The sequence below is a fragment of the Blastococcus sp. HT6-4 genome (genome assembly GCF_039679125.1).
GTDB classification, from domain to species: Bacteria; Actinomycetota; Actinomycetes; order Mycobacteriales; family Geodermatophilaceae; genus Blastococcus; species Blastococcus montanus.
This window is the reverse complement of record NZ_CP155551.1, coordinates 1,934,416-1,954,020: the sequence shown is the minus strand read 5'-3', so window position 1 is coordinate 1,954,020 and position 19,605 is coordinate 1,934,416. Positions and strand designations below refer to the sequence as shown.

The following is a 19,605-nucleotide window of genomic DNA, read 5'->3' as shown; positions in this document are numbered from 1 at the left end:
CGAGAGGAGCGCCTCCCCTACGCCCACAGCGGCTGGCCCACCCCAGATCGAGATGGAGCCGCCGACTGGGCGGTGAGGCGCCGACCGGTCCCATGGCAGTACGGCCTACGCTCGACGAACTGCCGTCCGTGGCGGCATGCGGGGCCTGCTGGCCGTGCCGGGAGCCCAGAGAGGCAGCGAGAGACCGTGAACCGACTGGCGGTGCACCAGTCCGTCGTCCACCCGCGCGACGCACATCAGCTGACCGAGCTGCTCAGCGGCTCCGACTGGGACTCCGTAGGGCTGCACGTCGGAGGCACCGACGAGGTCGAGCACTGGTGGTCGGGAGGGGCCGGGGAGCGGAACCTCGCGCGACTGGTCGACCTGCTCCTCGAGACCCGCGTGACCGTGCTGGACGTCGGGCGTGTGGAGCTGGGCAGTTCCCTGCCCAGGGACGTGTACGCCCCGCACGGACGGGTCCTCGACCTCGCCGCCCGCTTCGGCGCCCGGTACGTGACCGCGCGGTTCGCCTCGACGGACGCCCCGGTGGAACGGCCCCTGACCGAGCGCATCGACGTCTTCGGGCAGTTGCTGGATCAGGCCCGTCCGTACCGTGTGACTCCCCTCCTGGCACCCGTCCCCGCCGACCGGCCGGACCTCGTCGCGGACGCGCTGGAGGTCGTCCGGGCCACGGGTGGCGGGGTGGTCCTGGACGTGCCGGTGAGCCGATGCACGCCGGCGGAGGTCGAGGCGTGGGTGGACTCGCTGTGGGAGCACCTCGGCTACGTGCGGCTCAGCGCTCGGCAGCTCGAGGCGGAAGGGGATGCGGCTGCCGGACTCCTCGCCACGCTTCCACCACACGTGCCGGTGGCCGTCGGCGGTGACGACTCGCTCGGGCTGCTGGCCGACGACCCGGCGCCGCGGCTCGAGCGGCTGCACGAACTGGTCGACACCGCGCTCGAGCACCCCCGTGCCCGCGCGCGCCGGCTGAACGGCAGCTGAGAGCCGCTCCTCGTCCGGTGCACGGCCGGCGTGACGGCCGGCAGTTCAGGCGATGAGTGCGATCTCGCCCTCGTGCTCGCGAGCCAACGGCGGGTGCCGGTCGAGAACGGCCGGGTCGTGACCGGGAACCACCAGGTCCGGGGAGTCGGCCAGGGTGCGGACGCGGTCGAAGGCTCCGTACACGCCGGTCATGCAGTGCAGGATCGGCGCCGGACGGTCGTCGTCCAGGTTCTCGTAGAAGTGACTGGCATCGGAAGCCAGGACGGCGGGGCCGGACCGGGTCCGCACCCGGACGACCTGCATCCCGGCGGTGTGCCCGCCGACCAGGTGCACGCTGAGGCCGGGTAGCACCTCGCGGTCGCCGCGCACCAGCTCCACCCGCCCGTCCTCGCGCGCCCGTCCCAGATGGTCCATGTCCGCGGTCGAGCAGAGCCAGTGCTCCCGTCGGATGCGCCGGGCCCACGGTCCGGTCCAGTAGTCCCACTCCTCCTGCTGGACCACGTACCGGGTCGCCGGCAGCTCCGCCAGCGTGCCGGTGTGGTCGTAGTGCAGGTGCGTGAGCACCGTCCACGAGACGTCAGCAGGCGCGATACCCATCCGCCCGAGGAGATCGACCGGGGAGCCACGGTAGGACAGCCCCGACATCTCGGCCGCCCGGCTGGCCGAGATGCCGGCGTCGACCAGGACGACGTCGTCGGCTCCGAGGGCCACCCACACGTAGTAGGCGGTCGGATGCGGCTCGGTCGACGACGGATCGTGCCCGAGGAAGTGCTGGCCCCGCAGGCCCATCCGGCTCGCGTACTGGAGAGCCAGCACCCGCCAGGCTCCGGGCTCGGTGGGGCGGAGTTCCGCCAGGGGCCTCAACGGCGCCCTTCCTGCTGAGCCAGCTCGTACAACCCGGTGATGGCCAGCTGGTAGCCGAGGACGCCGAAGCCGACGACGACGCCGCGCGCCACCGGCGAGATGTACGAGTGGTGCCGGAACTCCTCCCGGGCGTGCACGTTCGAGATGTGCACCTCCACCACGGGGAGCTCCACCCCCTCGATGGCGTCCCGCAGGGCGATCGAGGTGTGCGTGTGGGCCCCGGGGTTGTAGACGGCGCCGATCGAGCGCCCGGCGCGGACGTCGGACCCGCACTCGTGGATCCAGTCGATGAGCTGGCCCTCGTGGTTGGACTGGCGGAAGTCCAGGTCGAGACCGAGCGCCGTGGCCTGCTGCCGGCACGACTCCCGCACGTCCTCGAGGGACGCCGATCCGTACACCTCCGGCTTCCGCGTCCCGAGGAGGTTCAGGTTGGGGCCGTTGAGCACCAGCACGGACGTCACGCGACTGCCTTCCAAGGGATGAGGGGGGCCGTCGATCCACCCTCCGACGATGGGACGGGCGGGGGCAGCTCCTGTCGGAACCGCTCCCCGCCCGCCGCGACCAGCAGTTACTCGGCCGAGCCGCGGATCGCCTCGTAGACGGCCAGCTGCTCGTCGCTGAAGTTCTCCCGGAGGTAGGGCTCGACCCGCTCCCGGAAGGCGTCGGTGTCGACGTCCTCGACGACCTCGAACGCGCCACCGGAGGTCCACTCGTCGAGGATCCGCTGCTCGTCCTCCTCGACGCACTGCGGCACCTGCTCGACCGCCGCGTCGACTGCGGCGTCGAGCGCCTCCCGCTGCTCGTCGGACAGTTCCTCGACGCCCGGGCCGGCGATGACCAGGTTGGAGTTCTCCTGGTGGCTGGACATGCTGAGGTACTCCTGCACCTCGCCGAGGTTCTGCGCGTCGATGTTGACGATCGGGTTCTCCTGGCCGTCCACGATTCCCTGCTGGAGCGCCAGGTACAGCTCCTCGTACGCGACCTCGGTCGGGTCCGCGCCCAGGGCGCGGGCGTTCATCAGGTACTGCTCCGAGTTGGGGAACCGCATCCGCAGGCCCTCGAGATCGGCCGGCTCGCGGATCGGCTCGTTGGCCGTGAACTGCCGTGCGCCGGCGGACCAGGCGCCGAGGACCCCGACACCGGTGGCGTCCTGGAAGCCCTGGGTGAGCTCGTCGGATGCCTCGCTGTCGAAGAACCGGGCCAGGTGCTCGCCGTCCTCGAACGCGTACGCGGCGTCGACGACGCTCATCGGCTCGTACACCGCACCCAGTGCCGACGCCCCCTGGATGTCGATGTCGACGTCACCCGAGACGACGGACTGGATCCGGTCGGCGTCGCCCCCGAGCTGGCTGTTGGGGTAGATCTCCACGGTGACGCCGACGTCGGCCGCCGCGATCTCGTCGGCGATGACCTGGGCGCCGCAGCGGTGCTGGGGCTGCTGCTCGGTGTAGCTGTGGGCGAGCGTCAGCTCGACCTCGCCGCCACCACCGTCAGCTCCCCCGGCGCTTCCGTCGTCGCCGCCGCAGGCGGTCGCCAGGACCAGCGGCATCAGGACGGACGCGGCCAGGACCGAGCGCTTGTGCCGGAAATGGATGGACATGTTGTCTCCCCTCGTTGGGATGGTGCAGTGACCGTCGGTGGACAGCTGGCCCGGGGTCAGCCCGGGGGTCGGTGGTCGGTGGTGAGTTCGGCGGCGACGAGAGCGTCGAAGTCGGTGGACATCGCTGCGCGATCGGCCGTGCGACCGGTGAACAGCTCGAAGGAGTCGGCGGCCTGGCCGACCGCCATCCCGGCGCCGGTCATCACGCGGCATCCCCGGTCGGTGGCCGCGCGCACGAGGTCGGTGAGCAGCGGCCGGTACACGATGTCGGCGACCCAGAGCTCCTCGCGCAGGAGCTCGGCCGGCATCGGGATGCCGGGGTGGGCGGCCATGCCGACCGGGGTGGCGTTCACCAACCCCTGGGCGTCTCCGAGGAGCCGTGGCAGCTCGTCCGGGGAGCCGATCCGGGCCCCGTCGCCCGCGACGCGGGTCAGCGCGCCGACGAGCTCCCGCGCTCGCGAGGCGTCGTGGTCCACGACGACCAGCTCCGCCGCACCCGCCCCGGTGAGGGCGTGCGCCACCGCCGCCCCGGCGCCACCGGCGCCGAGGAGCACCACGCGTTCGAGCGGTGCCCCGGACAGCTGGTCCCGCAGCGCGGCGGCGAAACCGGTCACGTCGGTGTTGTGGCCGCGGGTGCGCCCTTCCTCCACGACGACGGTGTTGATCGCCCCGATGGCTGCCGCCTCCGGGGACAGTTCGTCGACCAGGGGGGCCATCGCCTGCTTGACCGGGTGCGTGACGTTCAGCCCGTCGAAGCCCAGCGTGACCGCGTGCTCCAGCAGACCGCGGAGGGTTCCCTCGGTGAGCTGGTCGTCCCGCAGCTCCACGCGCTTGTAGGTGTAGCGCAGGCCCTGGCGCGCCCCCTCCCGCTCGTGCATCTCCGGGGACAGGGACGGGCCGATCCCCTGCCCGAAGAGCCCCGCGAGGAGGGACCGGCGAGACGCCCGTCCGGCGGCGGCCGGCTGCCCGCTGGTCACAGCCCCAGCACCTCCGGCAGCCAGAGAACGGCGTCCGGGAAGCTGATGATCAGCGCGAGGACGACCAGCAGCGGCACCATGAACGGCAGACATCCCCGGAAGACCTCGCCGACCCGTGTCTCGGCGACCGAACTGAGGACGTAGAGGACGGTGCCCACCGGCGGGGTGAGCAGGCCGATCATCAGCGCGACGATCATCAGGACACCGAGGACGATGGGGTCCACGCCGAAGCTCGCGCTGATCGGCAGCAGGATCGGCACGACGAGCACCAGCACGGCCGTCGGGTCCACGACCGTCCCGAGGACGAGCATCAGGACGGCGGTCATCAGCAGGAAGACGGTGGCGTTCTCGGTGAAACCGAAGACGTTCTCCGCCAGCAGCTGAGGGACCCGCTCCCGGGCGAGGATGTAGCCCAGCAGCGACGCGGACGAGACGATCAGCATGATCGCGGCCGTCGTCGCGACGGTCTCGGTGAGCACCTTCGGGATGTCCCGGACCGGCAGGCTGCGGTAGAACAGGGCGAGCAGGAGCATGTACGCGACGCCGACGGCCGCGGCCTCGGTCGGGGTGAAGAACCCCCCGAGGATCCCGCCGAGGATGATCACCGGGGCCAGGATCGGTCCGAGGACCCGTCGACCGGTCACCAGCAGCCGTCGCATGTCGAATCCGGTCGTCACGATGTCCGGCTGCCGCCGCACCAGGAAGAAGACGGCGATGCACAGCCCGACGGCCATGAGCAGCGCCGGGACGACCGAGGCGGCGAACAGCCCGCCGGTCGAGACCGCCGCCAACCCGGCGAAGATGACCGCCGGGATGCTGGGCGGCATGACCGGCGCGATCAGCGAAGCCGCCCCGGTGACACCCAGGCCGAACCGGAGCGAGTAGCCGTTCCGCAGCATCGCCGGGATCTGGATCTTGCCGAGCGCCGCGGCGTCGGCGACCGCCGAGCCGCTCATCCAGGAGAAGCCGAGGCTGACCCCGACGCTCACGTATCCCAGGCCTCCTCGCACGCGTCCGAGGAGGGCGAGGGCGAAGTCGAACAGCCGGTCGGCGATGCCGGCCCGGTTGGCGATGACCCCGAGCAGGACGAACAGCGGCACGGCCAGGAGCGGGAAGCTCGCGGTCGCGTTGACGATCAGCCGGAGACTGAGGCCGATCGACTGACCGTTCGTGAGCATGTAGAGCAGGGACGGGCCGAGGAAGGCGAAGGCCACCGGCACCCGCAGGAACAGGAACGCGACGATGACGACGCTGAGCAGCACGAGGCTCATGCCCGCGCCCCCTCGGCGCCGGCCGGCGCCGGCACGCCCCGCACGGCGAAGACGGCCGCCGCGACGGCGCCCCGGATCGCCGTGCTCACGAAGCCGATGAACGGGAAGACGTAGAGCCAGGTCAGCGGCAGGCGCAGCGACGGTGACCGCAGCTGGCCCTGGGTCTGCATCAGCTCCCAGGCCTCGACCGCGAAGCCGACGCCGATGACCGCCACCAGGATGCTGGCGACCACCCGCACCACTCGCACGACCCACGGCTTGCGCACCGTGTCGACGAGCTGCAACGCGATGTGCCCGTCGGTGGTGACCAGCACCCCCGCGACCGTGAACGTCACCCAGACCAGGGAGAACCGGGCGAGCTCCCCGGTCCAGGACCATCCGCCGACCGGCAGGTATCGCTGGGCGGCCTGGACGAGCACCAGCACGAACAGGAGCGTCAGGGCGGCCGCAGCCAGCCCGAGCTCGATCCGGGTGACCAGCCTGACCAACGGGGCCCACCAGCTCCCCGGGGGCCGGGAACGTTCCCGGTCGACCATGACGGCTCCTCTCGCTGCCTGTGCTGCCAGTCACAGCACTGCAGGGACCGTAGGAGCGGAGCTCGCGCTTGGCAAAGGGTTGCCAACTGTTGCCAAATCGCCGTGATCCGACTGTGATGGAGCCGTGAGCACGCCGACCATCTACGACGTCGCCCGGGCCGCGGGCGTGGCGACGTCGACCGTCTCCCGCGCGTTCAGCACTCCGGGACGGGTGACGGAGGCGACGCGCGAGCGCATCGTGGCCGCTGCCCAGGAGCTGGGCTACGAGCCGAATCCGCACGCGAGGGCGCTCATCTCACGCCGGACGCAGACCCTCGCGATGGTGGTCTCGGACATCACCAACCCGCACTTCTTCGAGGTCATCCGGGGTGCGGAGATGCGCGCCAAGGCGGCCGCGTACACGTTGGTCCTGGTCAACGCCGAGGAATCGCCGCGCATGGAGCTCGAGCAGGTGCGGCGACTGGCCCGCTCCGTCGACGGGTTCCTGCTGGCCGCCAGCCGGCAGCCGGAGGAGAACCTTCTCGAACTGGCGGCTGCGCACCCGGTGGTGATGATCAACCGCCAGGTGCCGGGCATGGCCAGCGTGGTGGTGGAGCACACCGAAGGATGCCGCCAGATGGTCGCGCACCTGGCGTCGCTGGGTCATCGCGAGATCGTGTACCTGGCCGGGCCGCGCAACTCCTGGATGGCGGCGAGCCGCTGGGCGGCCATCCGGACGGCTGCCCGGGAGCTGGAGCTCCGCGCCACCCGGCTCGGCCCGTTCACACCCACGGTCGCCAGCGGCGGCCCCGCGGCCGACGCGGCGCTGACCACCAGCGCCACCGGGTTCATCGCGCACAACGACATGCTGGCCATCGGGGTGCTGCGGCGGCTGACCGGACGCGGCGTCCGCGTCCCGGCCGAGATCAGCGTCCTCGGCTTCGACGACATCTTCGCCGCCGAGCTCTCCACCCCCACCCTCACCACCCTCGGTGGCCCGCACGCCAACGTCGGCCGGGCCGCCGTCGAGTTGCTGCTCGAGTCGATGTCCAGCGCCCGCGACCGGGGAACCCCGCCGCAGCTCGTCCTGGCATCACAGCTGGTCCTGCGCCAGTCCACCGGCATCCCCGGCGCCGAGCGCGCCGGACACTCCTAGGAGATCCACGGCCATGGCACGAGCAACCCCCCGTCGGACGATCGCGACCGTCTGCCTGTCCGGCACCCTGGAGGACAAGCTCGACGCCACGGCCGCCGCGGGGTTCGACGGCATCGAGTTGTTCGAGCCGGACCTGCTGGCCTCGCCATGGGCGCCGTCGGAGGTCGCGGCACGATGTGCCGACCGCGGCCTCACCATCGACCTCTACCAGCCCTTCCGCGACCTCGACTCCACCGACGACGACCGGTTCGCCCGCAACCTGCGCCGCGCCGAGCACAAGTTCGACGTCATGAGCCGGCTCGGGGCCGACACGGTGCTCGTCTGCTCGTCGGTCGGGCCGGACGCCGTGTCCGATCCCGACCGGCTGGCCGAGCAGCTGGCCACCCTGGGGGATCGCGCCGGGCGACGGGGACTGCGGATCGCCTACGAGGCGCTCGCCTGGGGTGCGCACGTCTCGACCTGGGAGGCCTCTTGGGACGTCGTCCGCCGGGCCGATGTGCCCTCGGTGGGGTTGTGCCTGGACAGCTTCCACGTGCTCTCGCGGGGTGGGGACCCGACGGGCTTCGCGGCCGTGCCCGCCGAGAAGCTCTTCTTCCTGCAGTTGGCCGACGCACCGACCATGCACATGGACGTGCTGCAGTGGAGCCGCCACCACCGGCTCTTCCCGGGGCAGGGGGCGTTCGACCTCACCGCCTTCCTCGGGCACGTGCTCGCCGCCGGATACGCCGGTCCGCTGTCGCTGGAGGTCTTCAACGACGTCTACCGGCAGGCCGACCCCACGCGGGCCGCCGTCGACGGCATGCGTTCGCTGCGCTGGCTCGAGGAGTCGCTGTCGCCCACCGGGGCGCCCCCGCCCCTGCCGGCGCCGCCGGTGTTGACCGGCCACTCCTTCGTCGAGCTGGCCGTCGACGGGATCTCGGGCCCGCAGGTGGCCACCGTCCTGTCGCGCATGGGGTTCACCCACACCGGCCAGCACCGGTCGAAGCCGGTGCAGCTGTGGGAGCAGGGGGACGCGCGCGTGCTGCTCAACGCGTCGGTGGTCCGTCCGGACGGCGCCGGAGTGGCCACCGTGGCGGCGCTGGGTCTGGAGAGCAGCGACCCGCCGCGATCGGCCGCGCGCTCCGTCGCCCTGGGGGCGCCGGTCCTGCCCCGTGCGCGCGGCGCGGCCGAAGCGGATCTGTCCGCCATCGCGGCCCCGGACGGCACCCAGGTCTTCTTCACCCGGACCGGCCCGGACGGCTGGCCGGCCGACTTCCTCCCGACCGGGAACGAGGTCGCCGAGTCGGCCCTACCGCTCAGGATCGACCACCTCGGCCTGACCCAGCCCTTCGACGCGTTCGACGAGGCGGCGCTCTTCTACCGGGCCGTCCTGGGCCTGGAGCTGCAGGACGTCACCGAGGTCGCGGCCCCCTTCGGACTGGTGCGCACCCGAGCCGTGATCGGCGCGGACCGGGGGGTGCGGCTGGCCCTCAGCGCGCCGACACTGCGCCGTGGTGAGTGGGCGCCCGGTGTCCGCGATCCTCAGTACGTCGCCTTCCACACCGATGACGTCGTCGCCGCGGCGGTCAGGCTCCGCGCGGCCGGAACTCCCCTGGCACCCGTTCCCCCCAACTACGCCGACGACCTGGAGGCGCGGCTCGATCTCCCGCCTGATCTGCTCGGCGCCATCCGGGCGCACGGCCTGATGTACGAGGAGGACGCCACCGGCGGCTACCTGCACCTGGCCACACAGGTGCTCGGCGACCGGGTCTTCTTCGAGGTGGTGCAGCGCATCGGCGGCTACGACGGATACGGCACCGCCGACACCCCCATCCGCATGGCCGCCCAGCGGCGGGCCCGCATGACGCCGGTGTGCTGACCGAGCCGACGGGCACTGGCCCACCCGGCCCACCGGAGCCCAACCGGCGCAGCGGAGACCGCGGGCGTTGTCGAGCCCCGCTGCCCGTCGATGTACCGGTGCGAAAGGCGGGCCGACCTCTTCGGTCGGCCCGCCTCTCACCTGCGGTGTTGCACTGTCGGGCTGACAGGATTTGAACCTGCGACCCCTTGACCCCCAGTCAAGTGCGCTACCAAGCTGCGCTACAGCCCGCGTGCCGCCCCACCACACCGGGATTCCCGGCTGCGCGACGACCGCCCCGGAAGATTACCGCACGACCCTCCCCCGGTCCGACGGTGGTCAGCCGCGCCTGGCGTCCTTGTCCCGGCCCTCGCGGACCTTCACCGAGATCTCGATCGGCGTGCCCTGGAAGCCCCACTGCTCGCGCAGCTTGCGCTGCAGGAACCTGCGGTAGCCGGCCTCCAGGAAGCCGGTGGAGAAGACGACGAACCGCGGCGGCCGGACGTCGGCCTGCGTGACGTACTTGATCTTCGGCGCGCGCCCACCGCGGGCCGGCGGCGGCGTCTCCTGCACCAGTGCCCGAACGAAGGTGTTCAGCTCCGCCGTCGGCACCCGGGTCTCCCACGAGGCGATCGCGGCGCGGAGGTGGTCGGCCAGCTTTCCCACGCCACGGCCCGTGGACGCCGAGATGTTGACCCGCGTCGCCCACTTCACGTGCGCGAGGTCGCGATCGATCTCCCGCTCGAGCTGGGCGTGCCGGTCCTCGTCGAGGGTGTCCCACTTGTTGAAGGCCAGGACCAGCGCGCGGCCGGACTCGACGACCTGGGTGATGACCCGCTGGTCCTGCTCGCTGATCACCTCGTCGGCGGCGAGCAGGACGACGCAGACCTCGGCGGCCTGGATGGCGGCCTCGGTGCGCAGGCTGGCGTAGTACTCCATCCCGCTGGCGGTGTTGACCTTCCGCCGCAGGCCCGCGGTGTCGACGAACCGCCACTCCTCGCCGCCGAGGGACACGATCGAGTCGACCGGGTCGACGGTGGTGCCGGCCACGGAGTCGACGACCGAGCGCTCCTCCTTGGCGAGCCGGTTGATCAGGCTCGACTTGCCGACGTTGGGCCGGCCGACCAGCGCCACCCGCCGGGGCCCGCCCTCCTCCTCCTGCTCGCGCGGCGCCTCGGGCATCGCGTCGAGGACCAGGTCGAGCAGGTCACCGCTGGACCGCCCGTGCAGGGCGCTGACCGCCTGGGGCTCCCCCATGCCGAGCGACCAGAGCTCGGCGGCGTTGGCCTCGCTCCGCTCGTCGTCGACCTTGTTGGCCACGAGGATCACCGGCCGGTCGCTGCGGCGCAGGATGCGCGCCGCAGCCAGGTCGGTGTCGGTGGCGCCCACCTGGCTGTCGACGACGAAGACGATGACGTCGGCGGTCTTCATCGCGTACTCGGCCTGGCGGGTGATCGCCGCACCCAGGCCCGCGGCCTTCGGGTCCCAGCCGCCGGTGTCGACCACGGTGAACCGCTTGCCGTTCCACAGCGCCTCGTAGCTGATCCGGTCGCGCGTGACGCCCGGGACGTCCTGCACGACGGCGGCGCGCCGGCCGAGGAAGCGGTTGACCAGGGTCGACTTGCCGACGTTGGGCCGGCCGACGATCGCGACGACGGGCAGCGGCCCGGTGCTCTCCTCGGTCATGCCCGCTGCCCCACGGCCGCCGTGGCCGTCGCCAGGGCGACGATCCGGTCGATGGTGCCCTGCTGGTCCAGCTCGGTGCTGTCGACGACGACGGCGTCGGCGGCCGGCCGCAGCGGGCTGTCGGCCCGGCTGCTGTCGAACTCGTCGCGGCGGCGCAGGTCGGCCGCGAGCTCCGCGATCTCGGCCGGTTCCCGGATGCCGAGCTGGGCGGCGCGGCGCTGGGCGCGGGCCTCCGGCGCGGCGGTCAGGTAGATCTTCAGGGCCGCGTCGGGCAGGACGACGGTGCCGATGTCGCGCCCCTCCACGACGACGGTCCCGGCGGAGGCGACGAGCGCGCGCTGCTGGTCGACCAGCTTCCGCCGGACCGCCGGCACCGCGGAGACGGCGGAGACGGCCCGGGTCACCTCGGCCCCCCGGATGCGGGCCGCGACGTCGACGCCGTCGACGCGCACGATCTCGGTGGCCGCGTCGGTGCCCACCTCGATGCGGGCCCCGGCCACCGTGCGCGCCACGCCCTCGGCGTCGGCCGGGTCGATCCCGGCGTCGAGCACCGCGACGGTGGCCGCCCGGTACATCGCGCCGGTGTCGAGGTAGGCCGCACCCAGGCGCGCCGCCGCACCGCGAGCCACGCTGGACTTGCCGGTGCCCGACGGGCCGTCCAGGGTCACCTGGCCGCTGAAGGTCATCTGCTCACTCACTGCTCTCTCCACCCCGGTGGGGCGATGCTCGCTCACTGCGCGATGTCCCGGCGCAGCGCGACGGCGCCCCGCAGGTAGACGTGCTGGATGTCGGCGCGCGCCCGAGGCGTCTCCGCGTGCGCCATGAGCCGCAGCACCCGGGGCAGGGCGTGCGGCACCGCGATCTCGGTGGCGCACATCAGCGGCACGTCTCCCAGCCCGAGCTCCCGCGCGGCCAGCGCCGGGAACTCCGACACCAGGTCCGGCGTGGCCGTGAACAGGATGCTGATCAGGTCCTCGGAGGCCAGCTGGTTGCGCTCCAGGACAGCCTGGACCAGCTCGCGGGTGGCCTCGAGCACCTGCTCCCGGTCGTCGGCCTCGACCTGCGTCGCGCCCCGGATGGCTCGGACGGCCATGCACTCTCCTCGTTCGCCTGAGACACACCGGATCGCCGGGCGCCTCGGACGAGTCTAGGGAGCGCGCGCCACCGACCTCCCCCCTGCTGGGTCAGTCCGCCAGACGCTGACCGCTCGCGACGTCGAACAGGTGCACGTGCCCCTGCCTCGGAGCCACGTGGATGACCTCGCCGCGCTGCGGCGGGCGGCGCCCGTCGACGCGCGCGGTGATGAGGTGCTCGGTGCCGTCCAGCGTGGTGCGGCCGTAGACGTAGGCGTCGGCGCCGAGCTCTTCGACGACGTCGACGTCGACGGCCAGTCCGCGATCGGAGACGTCCAGGTCCTCGGGGCGGACGCCCACCTGCACGGAGGAGTCCGCGGACTGGCCGAGCACCTCGCGGGGCACCCGGTAGATCTCGTCGCCGAACCGCACGCCGCCTTCGGCCCGGGGCAGGGTGAAGAGGTTCATCGCCGGCGAGCCGATGAAACCGGCGACGAAGGCGTTGGCCGGGCGGTCGTAGAGCTCGCGCGGCTTGCCCACCTGCATGAGCAGGCCGTCCTTGAGCACGGCCACGCGGTCGCCCATCGTCATGGCCTCGACCTGGTCGTGGGTGACGTAGACGGTGGTGATGCCCAGGCGGCGCTGCAGCTGGGCGATCTGGGTGCGGGTCTGCACCCGCAGCTTGGCGTCGAGGTTGGACAGCGGCTCGTCCATCAGGAACACCTGGGGCTGGCGCACGATCGCCCGGCCCATGGCCACCCGCTGGCGCTGGCCGCCGGAGAGGGCCTTGGGCTTGCGGTCCAGGTAGTCGGCGAGGTCCAGCAGCTTCGCCGCCTCGCGCACCCGCTCGGCGATCTCCGCCTTGCCCATGCCGGCGATCTTCAGGGCGAAGCCCATGTTGTCGGCCACGGTCATGTGCGGGTACAGCGCATAGTTCTGGAACACCATCGCGATGTCCCGGTCCTTGGGCGCCACGTCGGTGACGTCCCGGTCGCCGATGAGGATCCGCCCGTCGGTGACCTCCTCCAGGCCGGCCAGCATCCGCAGCGAGGTGGACTTGCCACAGCCGGACGGGCCCACGAGGACCAGGAACTCGCCGTCCTCGACCGTCAGGTCGAGCGCGTCGACCGCGGGCCGCTCGGCGCCTTCGTACACCCGTGTCGCGTGGTCGTAGGTGACCGTTGCCATGTCGTGCTCCTGTCTTCTCGTCCGGCGGCGTTGCCGGCTCCGGTGCTGTCCGGTGGTGGGTGCGGGTGGGTCGGGGCGGTCGATCACACGGTCAGCACAGGGAGACGGCCGTCCACGAGACCGGAGGCAGGGTCACGTGGAGCGTGCCCTCGACCACCGCTGCTCGAGCGTTCGGCCGCACCCGGACCCGGTCCTGGCGGTCGGTCGTGTTCGCCGCATGCGGATCGGGGTCGGACAGCGTCAGTGCCTCCGCGACGGTGTCCACCCCGAGCGCGGTGAGGTCGACGGAGACCTCGGCCTCCTCCGTCTGCGAGCGGTTCACGAGGAACAGCGCAGCCACGCCGGCGTCGGCGGTGGCCGCGGCGTCGATGACCGGCACCTCGCCGTAGGCGGCGGTGTCGTAGCCGGGGCCGTCGACGCCGACGACGAGGGCGACGCCGCGCGCCAGGCGGGAGGTGGTCGCGAACGGGAAGAACGTCGACTTGCGCCACGCCGGCCCGCGCGGCTCGGCCGCGATCGGGGCGATCACGTTGACGAGCTGGGCGATCGAGGCGCTGGTCACCCGGTCCGCGTGCCGGAGCAGCGACATCAGGAGGCTCCCCACGACGACGCCGTCCGCGACCGTGTAGGGCTCCTCGCTGATGGGGGGCGCGAGCGGCCAGTCGTCGATACGCTTCGCGAGGCCTCCCGGCACCTTCGACAGGTACCAGACGTTCCACTCGTCGAAGGAGATGTCGATCGTCTTCGGGCTCCTGCGCACGGCCTTCACGTGGTCCGCGGTGGCGACGACCGTCTCGATGAACCGGTCCATGTCCGTCGCCGACGCGAGGAACGAGCCGAGGTCACCGTCCTTCTCCTCGTAGTACGCGTGGCAGGAGATGAGGTCGACGTCGTCGTAGGCATGGGCGAGCACGGTGCGCTCCCACTCACCGAAGGTCGGCATGTCCGCGCCCGACGAGCCGCAGGCCACCAGCTCGAGGCCCGGATCGACCTGGCGCATGGCCTTCGCCGTCCGGGCGGCGAGCTTGCCGTAGTCCTCCGCGGACCGCTGGCCGAGCTGCCACGGACCGTCCATCTCGTTCCCGAGGCACCACATCCGCACGTCGAACGGCTGCCGCCGCCCGTTGCGGATCCGCTGGTCCGCGAGCGTCGTGCCGGATGGCACGTTCGCGTACTCGAGCAGGTCCAGCGCTTCCAGCGTGCCGCGGGTACCGAGGTTCACGGCGAGCATGAGCTCGGCGCCGACCTTCTCCAGCCACGAGGCGAACTCGTGCAACCCGACCTCGTTGGTCTCCGTGCTGTGCCACGCGAGGTTGAGCCGGACGGGCCGGTCGTCGCGCGGCCCGACGCCGTCCTCCCAGCGGAAGCCGGAGACGAAGTTCCCGCCGGGGTACCGGACCGTCGTCACCCCCATCTCCGTGACGAGGTCGATCACGTCCCGGCGGAAACCCTCCTCGTCCGCCTCCGGGTGCCCCGGCTCGTAGATGCCGCCGTACACACCGCGCCCCATGTGCTCGACGAAGGCGCCGAAGAGCCGACGGGACACCGGACCCACCGGTCGCGCCGGGTCGATGGTGAGGCGTGCGGTGAGCATCAGACGCCCAGTTCCCGCGCGGCGGGCAGCCCGAGCCGGCCGCGGAGCCAGGTGAGCTGCTCGCGCTGCTGGCGGGCCTCCCCGCCCTCGTGGTCGTTGAACGGGTACACCGCGATCTCCTTCGGGCCGGCGTAGGCGTTGTACGCCGCGAACACCGTCGACGGTGGGCAGATCTCGTCCATGAGCGCCACGGAGAACAGCGCCGGTGCCGACGCCGCCCTCGCCAGGACGGCGGCGTCGAAGTAGCTCAGCGTCCGGAAGACGTCGTCCACGCGGTCCCGGTGGGCCTTGAGGTACCGGACGACCTCGCCGTAGGGGTCGCCAGGAGCGACGCGCGTGGCGCGCGGGAAGTCGCAGAGGAAGGGGACGTCGGGCATGACCGCCGCGACGCCGCGGTCGAGGGCCGCCACGGCCAGTGCGATGCCACCGCCCTGGCTGATGCCGGCCACCGCGATCCGGTCGCCGTCGACCTCCCGGTGGCCGCGCAGCACACCGAGCGCGCGCACCGCGTCGGTGTAGACGCGGCGGTAGTAGTAGTCCCCCGGGTCCAGCACGCCCCGGGTCAGGAAGCCGGGCTGGGCCGCCCCCGATCCGACCGGGTCACCGGTGTCCCCGACCGTCCAGCCGCTCCCCTGGCCACGCGTGTCGACGACGAGGTGGGCGAACCCCGCCGAGGCCCAGAAGACGTGCTCGTGCGGCAGACCCCGGCCGCCGTTGTAGCCCTGGTACTGGACCACCCCGGGCAGCGGACCGTCGCCGCGGAGCCCGCGGGCGGGCAGGTGCAGCCAGGCACGCACCGGGGAGCCCCCGAAGCCCGCGAAGGACACGTCATGGGTCTCGACGGTCACCAGACCCGAGTCGACCGGTGTCGAGGTCGCGTCCAGGGGCCGTTCCGCCGCCTCGCCGAGCGTCGCGGACCAGAACGCCTCGAGGTCCCGAGGGGCGGGGAGGTCCGGGGCGTAGCGCCGCAGCTCGTCCAGCGGGAGGTCGGTCTGCGGCATCAGCGCCCGCTTCCCCGGCCGGAAGCCGCCGGCAGGTGCTCGACGACGCTCTCCGGGTGCAGCCGGCGGTCGACCCCGACCGTGCGGCGGCTGCCGGAGAGCGTGAACCGGAGAACCTCCCGCACGTCGGCGCTGGAGGCGCCCACCCGGAGTTCCACCTCGCCGGGCTCCACGATCCGCAACCCGTCCCGCCCCGTGAAGGAGGTGAGATCGGCGTGCAGGGTGAACCGGACCGACGCCGCGCAGCCTGCCGGGAGATCGACCCGCCGGGCGGCGATGAGGGACTGGACCGGCCGGACCACCTCGGCCGCCGGGTCGTGCAGGTAGACCTGCACGACCTCGGTGACCTCGCGGTCGGTGTCGTTGCGGAGCTCGACCTCCAGCACGCTGGACGCGTCGGTGTCCCACTCCGGTCCGCTCGTCGGCCGCACTCCCGCCCAGGTCGCGGAGCCGTATCCCAGCCCGTGCCCGAAGGGGAACAGCGGGGTCGGGTCCACCGAGCTCACGTCGGTGCGCCGGCCCAGGGGCGAGGCGAGATAGGTCGCGGGCTGGCTGCCGGCGCCGCCGGGGAAGCTCACCGGCAGCCGGCCCGACGGGCCCACCCGCCCGCTGAGGACCTCCGCGATCGCGGGACCGCCCTCCTCCCCGGGGAAGAACCCGCAGACCACCGCGGCGAGCCGGTCGACCTGCCGGGACAGGTCGTAGGGGCGGCCGGACAGCAGGACGAGCACGACGGGGGTGCCCGTCGCCAGCAGGGCCTCCAGCAGCTCCTCCTGGCGGCCGGGGAGCCGGAGGTCCACGGCGTCGCAGCCCTCCCCCGAGGTGCCGTTGCCGAACAGCCCGGCCTGGTCCCCCAGGACGGCCACGCAGACGTCGGCGCCGGCCGCGGCGTGCGCGGCCGCCTCGATGCCCGCGTCGTCGCCCCCCAGCACCGGGCAGCCCTCGGCGACGACGACGTCGTAGGCCGCCGGCGACTCCTTCAGCGCCTGGGCCAGCGTCGGGATGTCGACGCCCACGGGCACGCCCGGGTGGTGCACGCCGACGTGCATCGGGAAGGAGTAGCAGCCCAGCATCGCCTGGGCGGTGTCGGCACGGGGGCCCACGACCGCCAGGCGCTGCCCCGCCTGCAGCGGCAGGGTCCCGTCGTTGGCGAGCAGCACCACCGAGCGGCGGGCGAGCTCCCGGGCCACGACCCGGGACTCGTCCGGGTCGAGCGTGACCTCGCCGTCGACGACCGCCGGTGAGTCGGGCGACCAGTCGGCGTCCAGCAGGCCCAGCTCGCACTTCTGCAGCAGCACCCGGCGCAGCGCCCGGTCCACGAGCGCCTCGTCCACCGCGCCGCTGCGCACCGCCGCCACCAGCGGCTCGCCGTAGCAGGCCACGGTCGGCAGCTCCACGTCGATCCCGGCCTCGAGGGCGAGCGCGGCCGCCTCCGCGGGCGAGCCGGCGACGCCGTGCAGGCTCTGCAGGAAGGCGATCGAGAAGTAGTCGGCCACGACGGTGCCGGTGAAGCCGTAGGTGTCGCGCAGCAGCGAGGTCAGGAGGGCGGGGTCGCCGGCCGCGGGCACCCCGTCGATGTCGGTGTAGGAGTTCATCACCGACCGGGCCCCCGCCCGCAGCGCCATCTCGAACGGCGGGAGGAACACGTCGGCGATCTCCCGTGGGCCGGCCGACACCGGGGCGAGGTTGCGCCCGGCGCGGGAGGCGGAGTAGCCGACGAAGTGCTTCAGCGTCGCGACGACCCCGCTGGACTCGAGGCCGCGCACGTACGCGCTGCCGATCGTGCCCACCAGGTGCGGGTCCTCGCCCATGGTCTCCTCGACCCGGCCCCAGCGCAGGTCCCGGGCGACGTCGAGGACGGGGGCGAGCCCCTGGTGGACGCCGAGCCGGCGCATGCTGCTCCCGATGGCCGCGCCCATGCGCTGCACGAGGTCCGGGTCGAAGCTGGCCGCCCAGCACAGCGGCGAGGGGAAGACGGTCGCCGTCCACGCCGCGAGCCCCGTGAGGCACTCCTCGTGCACCAGCGCGGGGATCCCGAAGCGCCCGGCGGACATGATCTGACGCTGGCTCTCCGCCAGGCCCTTGGCCCCGAGCAGCGGATCGACCGGCGCCGTCCCGAACGGCCGGGTCAGCTGGCCCAGCCCGCTGCGGATCAGCTCCTCCCAGTCCACCGGCATCGCCGCCATCTCGTGCTGGTGCGGGGCGACCTCCCCCTCCGTGGCGTCGATGCCCACCCACACGCCGTAGAGCTGGGCGACCTTCTCCTCCAGCGTCATGCGGTGGACCAGATCGGCCACCCGGTCCTCGGCGGGGACCTCCGGGTCGCGCCAGGGCGCAGTGTCGGTGTCGACGTTGATGACCATGCTCGCGGAAGTCCGTCCTGTCTCGTGGTTCGGGATGCGGCGGACCGGGGGCCGCCTGTGCCGGGCGACGGCTGCGGCGAGGAGGTGCGCCCGCAGCATCCTGCCCCGGCCGGGGGTGCTGCGCCGTCAGGCCAGGGTGGCCTCCGAGATCGGCGCGTCGCGCCGCAACTGCCAGGTGGCGGAGCGGTCGCCGATCGACACCGAGTAGTCGCCGGGCCAGCCGCACACCGGGACCCGGCCCTCTCCGTCGGTCCGCAGCCGGGTCGGCGGCAACCACCACTCGTCCTTGACCAGGCCGCGGAGTGCGTCGTACGCGGGCTTGGGAGTGCCGTCGGTGCGCACCAGCCCGGCGGGCGCGCCGAGCCAGGCCCCTTGGTCGGTGATCCCCCAGTAGGTCACGGCCTCGACGGCCGGGTGCCCGAGGAGCGTCCGGTAGTGGCGGACGACGTCGTCGGCCTGCCGCTCCTCGCCGTCGGGCGTGGAGGGCCACTCGTCGACCTGGTGGTCGTTGAGGTCCACGATCTCCGGGGGCATGAGGTCGCCGGAGACCAGGGTCGTCTCGGTCCAGTGCAGCGGGAGGCCGTAGCGAGAGAACCGCTCCAGGACCTCCAGCGTCCGCTCCTCGCCCCAGTAGCCCTGGTGCATGTGGCTCTGCAGGCCGAGGGCGTCCACCTGCACGCCGGCCTCGAGGACACCTTCGATGAGGCACTCGTACGCCGTCGACAGGTTGAAGTCGTTCAGGATCAGCGTCGTCGCGGGGTGGGCCCGGCGGGCCTCCTCGAAGGCGAGCCGGATGGTCGGGATCCGGCCGATGCGGCGGCACAGGGCTGTGATCGGGTTCTGCCGCTCCTCGTTGGAGAACACCGGCATGATCACGACCTCGTTGATCGCGTCCCAGGTGTCGACCAGCCCGGCGAGGGCGGTGACCTCACGCCGGACGCGCGCCCGCACGATCTCCTCGACCTCGGAGGCGGGGTACTCCCCCAGCCAGTCCGGCGTCAGCGTGTGCCAGACCAGCGGATGCCCCTTGACCGACACCCCGCGCTCGCGGAACCACGCCGCGGTGGCCTGCAGCCGCCGGGTGTCCGGCTGCCCTTCCACCGGCTCGAAGCCGGCCCAGTAGAACGGCAGCGTCGCGGTGTTGAACACGTCGAGCCACAGGCCCTCGAGCCGCTGGGCAGCCTCGGGATCGGCGCCGCCGAAGACGTTCTCCCGGGTCCCGCCCTGCTCCTGGTTGGCGAGTCCCACGAAGTCGAAGCCGATGTTGCCGAAGGCGAAGTCGTGCCGGAGCTGCTGGACCAGGACCTCCCGGTCGGCGCACGGCGCGCCGTCGGCGGAGCGCACGGTGAGGGTCGACTCGGTGCGCCGGACGGCGTCGGCGGCCGCTGCGGGGGTCATGGGGCGAAATCGTTATCGACAACGATTGACAGCGCAAGCCCTCGCCTGGAACGTTCTCGGAACGTGTTCTGCGCCACGACGGCGTGGAGGGACAAAGGGGT

Annotated in this window: 17 protein-coding genes and 1 tRNA gene; 3 read left to right on the top strand and 15 right to left on the bottom strand. The window is 72.7% G+C overall.

Going from position 1 to position 19,605, the window contains the following annotated elements:
* The first annotated feature begins 186 nt into the window (after positions 1-186).
* Positions 187-981, top strand: a complete 795-nt coding sequence (locus tag ABDB74_RS09455; protein ID WP_346623548.1) for a hypothetical protein — start codon at positions 187-189, stop codon at positions 979-981.
* Between the two features lie 45 nt (positions 982-1,026).
* Here the strand turns inward: ABDB74_RS09455 and ABDB74_RS09450 are convergent, their stop codons facing one another.
* The 6 genes from ABDB74_RS09450 to ABDB74_RS09425 form a co-directional block, all read right to left on the bottom strand.
* Positions 1,027-1,845, bottom strand: a complete 819-nt coding sequence (locus ABDB74_RS09450) for an N-acyl homoserine lactonase family protein (RefSeq protein ID WP_346623546.1) — start codon at positions 1,843-1,845, stop codon at positions 1,027-1,029.
* A complete protein-coding gene (gene aroQ / locus ABDB74_RS09445; protein WP_346623545.1) occupies positions 1,842-2,306 on the bottom strand; it encodes a type II 3-dehydroquinate dehydratase in 465 nt (154 codons plus the stop codon). The genes ABDB74_RS09450 and aroQ overlap by 4 nt, the downstream gene beginning before the upstream one ends.
* Positions 2,307-2,413: 107 nt before the next feature.
* Positions 2,414-3,445 carry a DctP family TRAP transporter solute-binding subunit gene (locus ABDB74_RS09440; protein WP_346623543.1) on the bottom strand — a complete coding sequence of 344 codons (1,032 nt, stop codon included), beginning with the start codon at positions 3,443-3,445 and terminating at the stop codon, positions 2,414-2,416.
* A gap of 56 nt (positions 3,446-3,501) precedes the next feature.
* Positions 3,502-4,422 carry a shikimate dehydrogenase gene (locus ABDB74_RS09435; protein WP_346623541.1) on the bottom strand — a complete coding sequence of 307 codons (921 nt, stop codon included), beginning with the start codon at positions 4,420-4,422 and terminating at the stop codon, positions 3,502-3,504.
* Positions 4,419-5,693: a TRAP transporter large permease gene (locus tag ABDB74_RS09430; protein ID WP_346623539.1), complete on the bottom strand. Its 1,275-nt coding sequence runs from the start codon at positions 5,691-5,693 to the stop codon at positions 4,419-4,421. Before ABDB74_RS09430 ends, ABDB74_RS09435 begins: the two co-directional genes overlap by 4 nt.
* The gene (locus tag ABDB74_RS09425; RefSeq protein ID WP_346623538.1) at positions 5,690-6,229 is read right to left on the bottom strand and encodes a TRAP transporter small permease subunit; all 540 of its coding nucleotides are present in this window, start codon (positions 6,227-6,229) and stop codon (positions 5,690-5,692) included. The genes ABDB74_RS09430 and ABDB74_RS09425 overlap by 4 nt, the downstream gene beginning before the upstream one ends.
* A gap of 124 nt (positions 6,230-6,353) precedes the next feature.
* On the opposite strand from ABDB74_RS09425, the gene ABDB74_RS09420 reads away from it, so the two are divergent.
* On the top strand, positions 6,354-7,364 hold the full coding sequence (locus ABDB74_RS09420) for a LacI family DNA-binding transcriptional regulator (RefSeq protein WP_346623537.1): 1,011 nt from the start codon (positions 6,354-6,356) through the stop codon (positions 7,362-7,364).
* A 13-nt stretch (positions 7,365-7,377) separates the two neighbouring features.
* Positions 7,378-9,222 (top strand): TIM barrel protein, encoded by a 1,845-nt coding sequence (locus ABDB74_RS09415; protein WP_346623536.1) that lies wholly within the window; start codon positions 7,378-7,380, stop codon positions 9,220-9,222.
* A gap of 157 nt (positions 9,223-9,379) precedes the next feature.
* On the opposite strand, the gene ABDB74_RS09410 is transcribed toward ABDB74_RS09415, so the two are convergent.
* The 9 genes from ABDB74_RS09410 to ABDB74_RS09370 form a co-directional block, all read right to left on the bottom strand.
* A tRNA-Pro gene (locus tag ABDB74_RS09410) sits at positions 9,380-9,453 on the bottom strand.
* 87 nt (positions 9,454-9,540) lie between these two features.
* On the bottom strand, positions 9,541-10,887 hold the full coding sequence (der, locus tag ABDB74_RS09405; RefSeq protein WP_346623535.1) for a ribosome biogenesis GTPase Der: 1,347 nt from the start codon (positions 10,885-10,887) through the stop codon (positions 9,541-9,543).
* Positions 10,884-11,585 carry a (d)CMP kinase gene (cmk, locus tag ABDB74_RS09400; RefSeq protein WP_346623533.1) on the bottom strand — a complete coding sequence of 234 codons (702 nt, stop codon included), beginning with the start codon at positions 11,583-11,585 and terminating at the stop codon, positions 10,884-10,886. Before cmk ends, der begins: the two co-directional genes overlap by 4 nt.
* Before the next feature lie 32 nt (positions 11,586-11,617).
* Positions 11,618-11,980, bottom strand: a complete 363-nt coding sequence (gene aroH, locus ABDB74_RS09395; RefSeq protein WP_346623532.1) for a chorismate mutase — start codon at positions 11,978-11,980, stop codon at positions 11,618-11,620.
* 91 nt (positions 11,981-12,071) lie between these two features.
* The gene (locus ABDB74_RS09390) at positions 12,072-13,148 is read right to left on the bottom strand and encodes a sn-glycerol-3-phosphate ABC transporter ATP-binding protein UgpC (protein WP_346623531.1); all 1,077 of its coding nucleotides are present in this window, start codon (positions 13,146-13,148) and stop codon (positions 12,072-12,074) included.
* A 91-nt stretch (positions 13,149-13,239) separates the two neighbouring features.
* The gene (locus ABDB74_RS09385; protein ID WP_346623530.1) at positions 13,240-14,742 is read right to left on the bottom strand and encodes an alpha-N-arabinofuranosidase; all 1,503 of its coding nucleotides are present in this window, start codon (positions 14,740-14,742) and stop codon (positions 13,240-13,242) included.
* A complete protein-coding gene (locus ABDB74_RS09380) occupies positions 14,742-15,743 on the bottom strand; it encodes an acetylxylan esterase (RefSeq protein ID WP_346623529.1) in 1,002 nt (333 codons plus the stop codon). Before ABDB74_RS09380 ends, ABDB74_RS09385 begins: the two co-directional genes overlap by 1 nt.
* Positions 15,743-18,106, bottom strand: coding sequence for a glycoside hydrolase family 3 N-terminal domain-containing protein (locus ABDB74_RS09375; protein ID WP_346623528.1), 2,364 nt, complete (start codon positions 18,104-18,106; stop codon positions 15,743-15,745). The genes ABDB74_RS09380 and ABDB74_RS09375 overlap by 1 nt, the downstream gene beginning before the upstream one ends.
* Positions 18,107-18,232: 126 nt before the next feature.
* Positions 18,233-19,504, bottom strand: coding sequence for an endo-1,4-beta-xylanase (locus tag ABDB74_RS09370; protein ID WP_346623526.1), 1,272 nt, complete (start codon positions 19,502-19,504; stop codon positions 18,233-18,235).
* Positions 19,505-19,605: the final 101 nt, after the last annotated feature.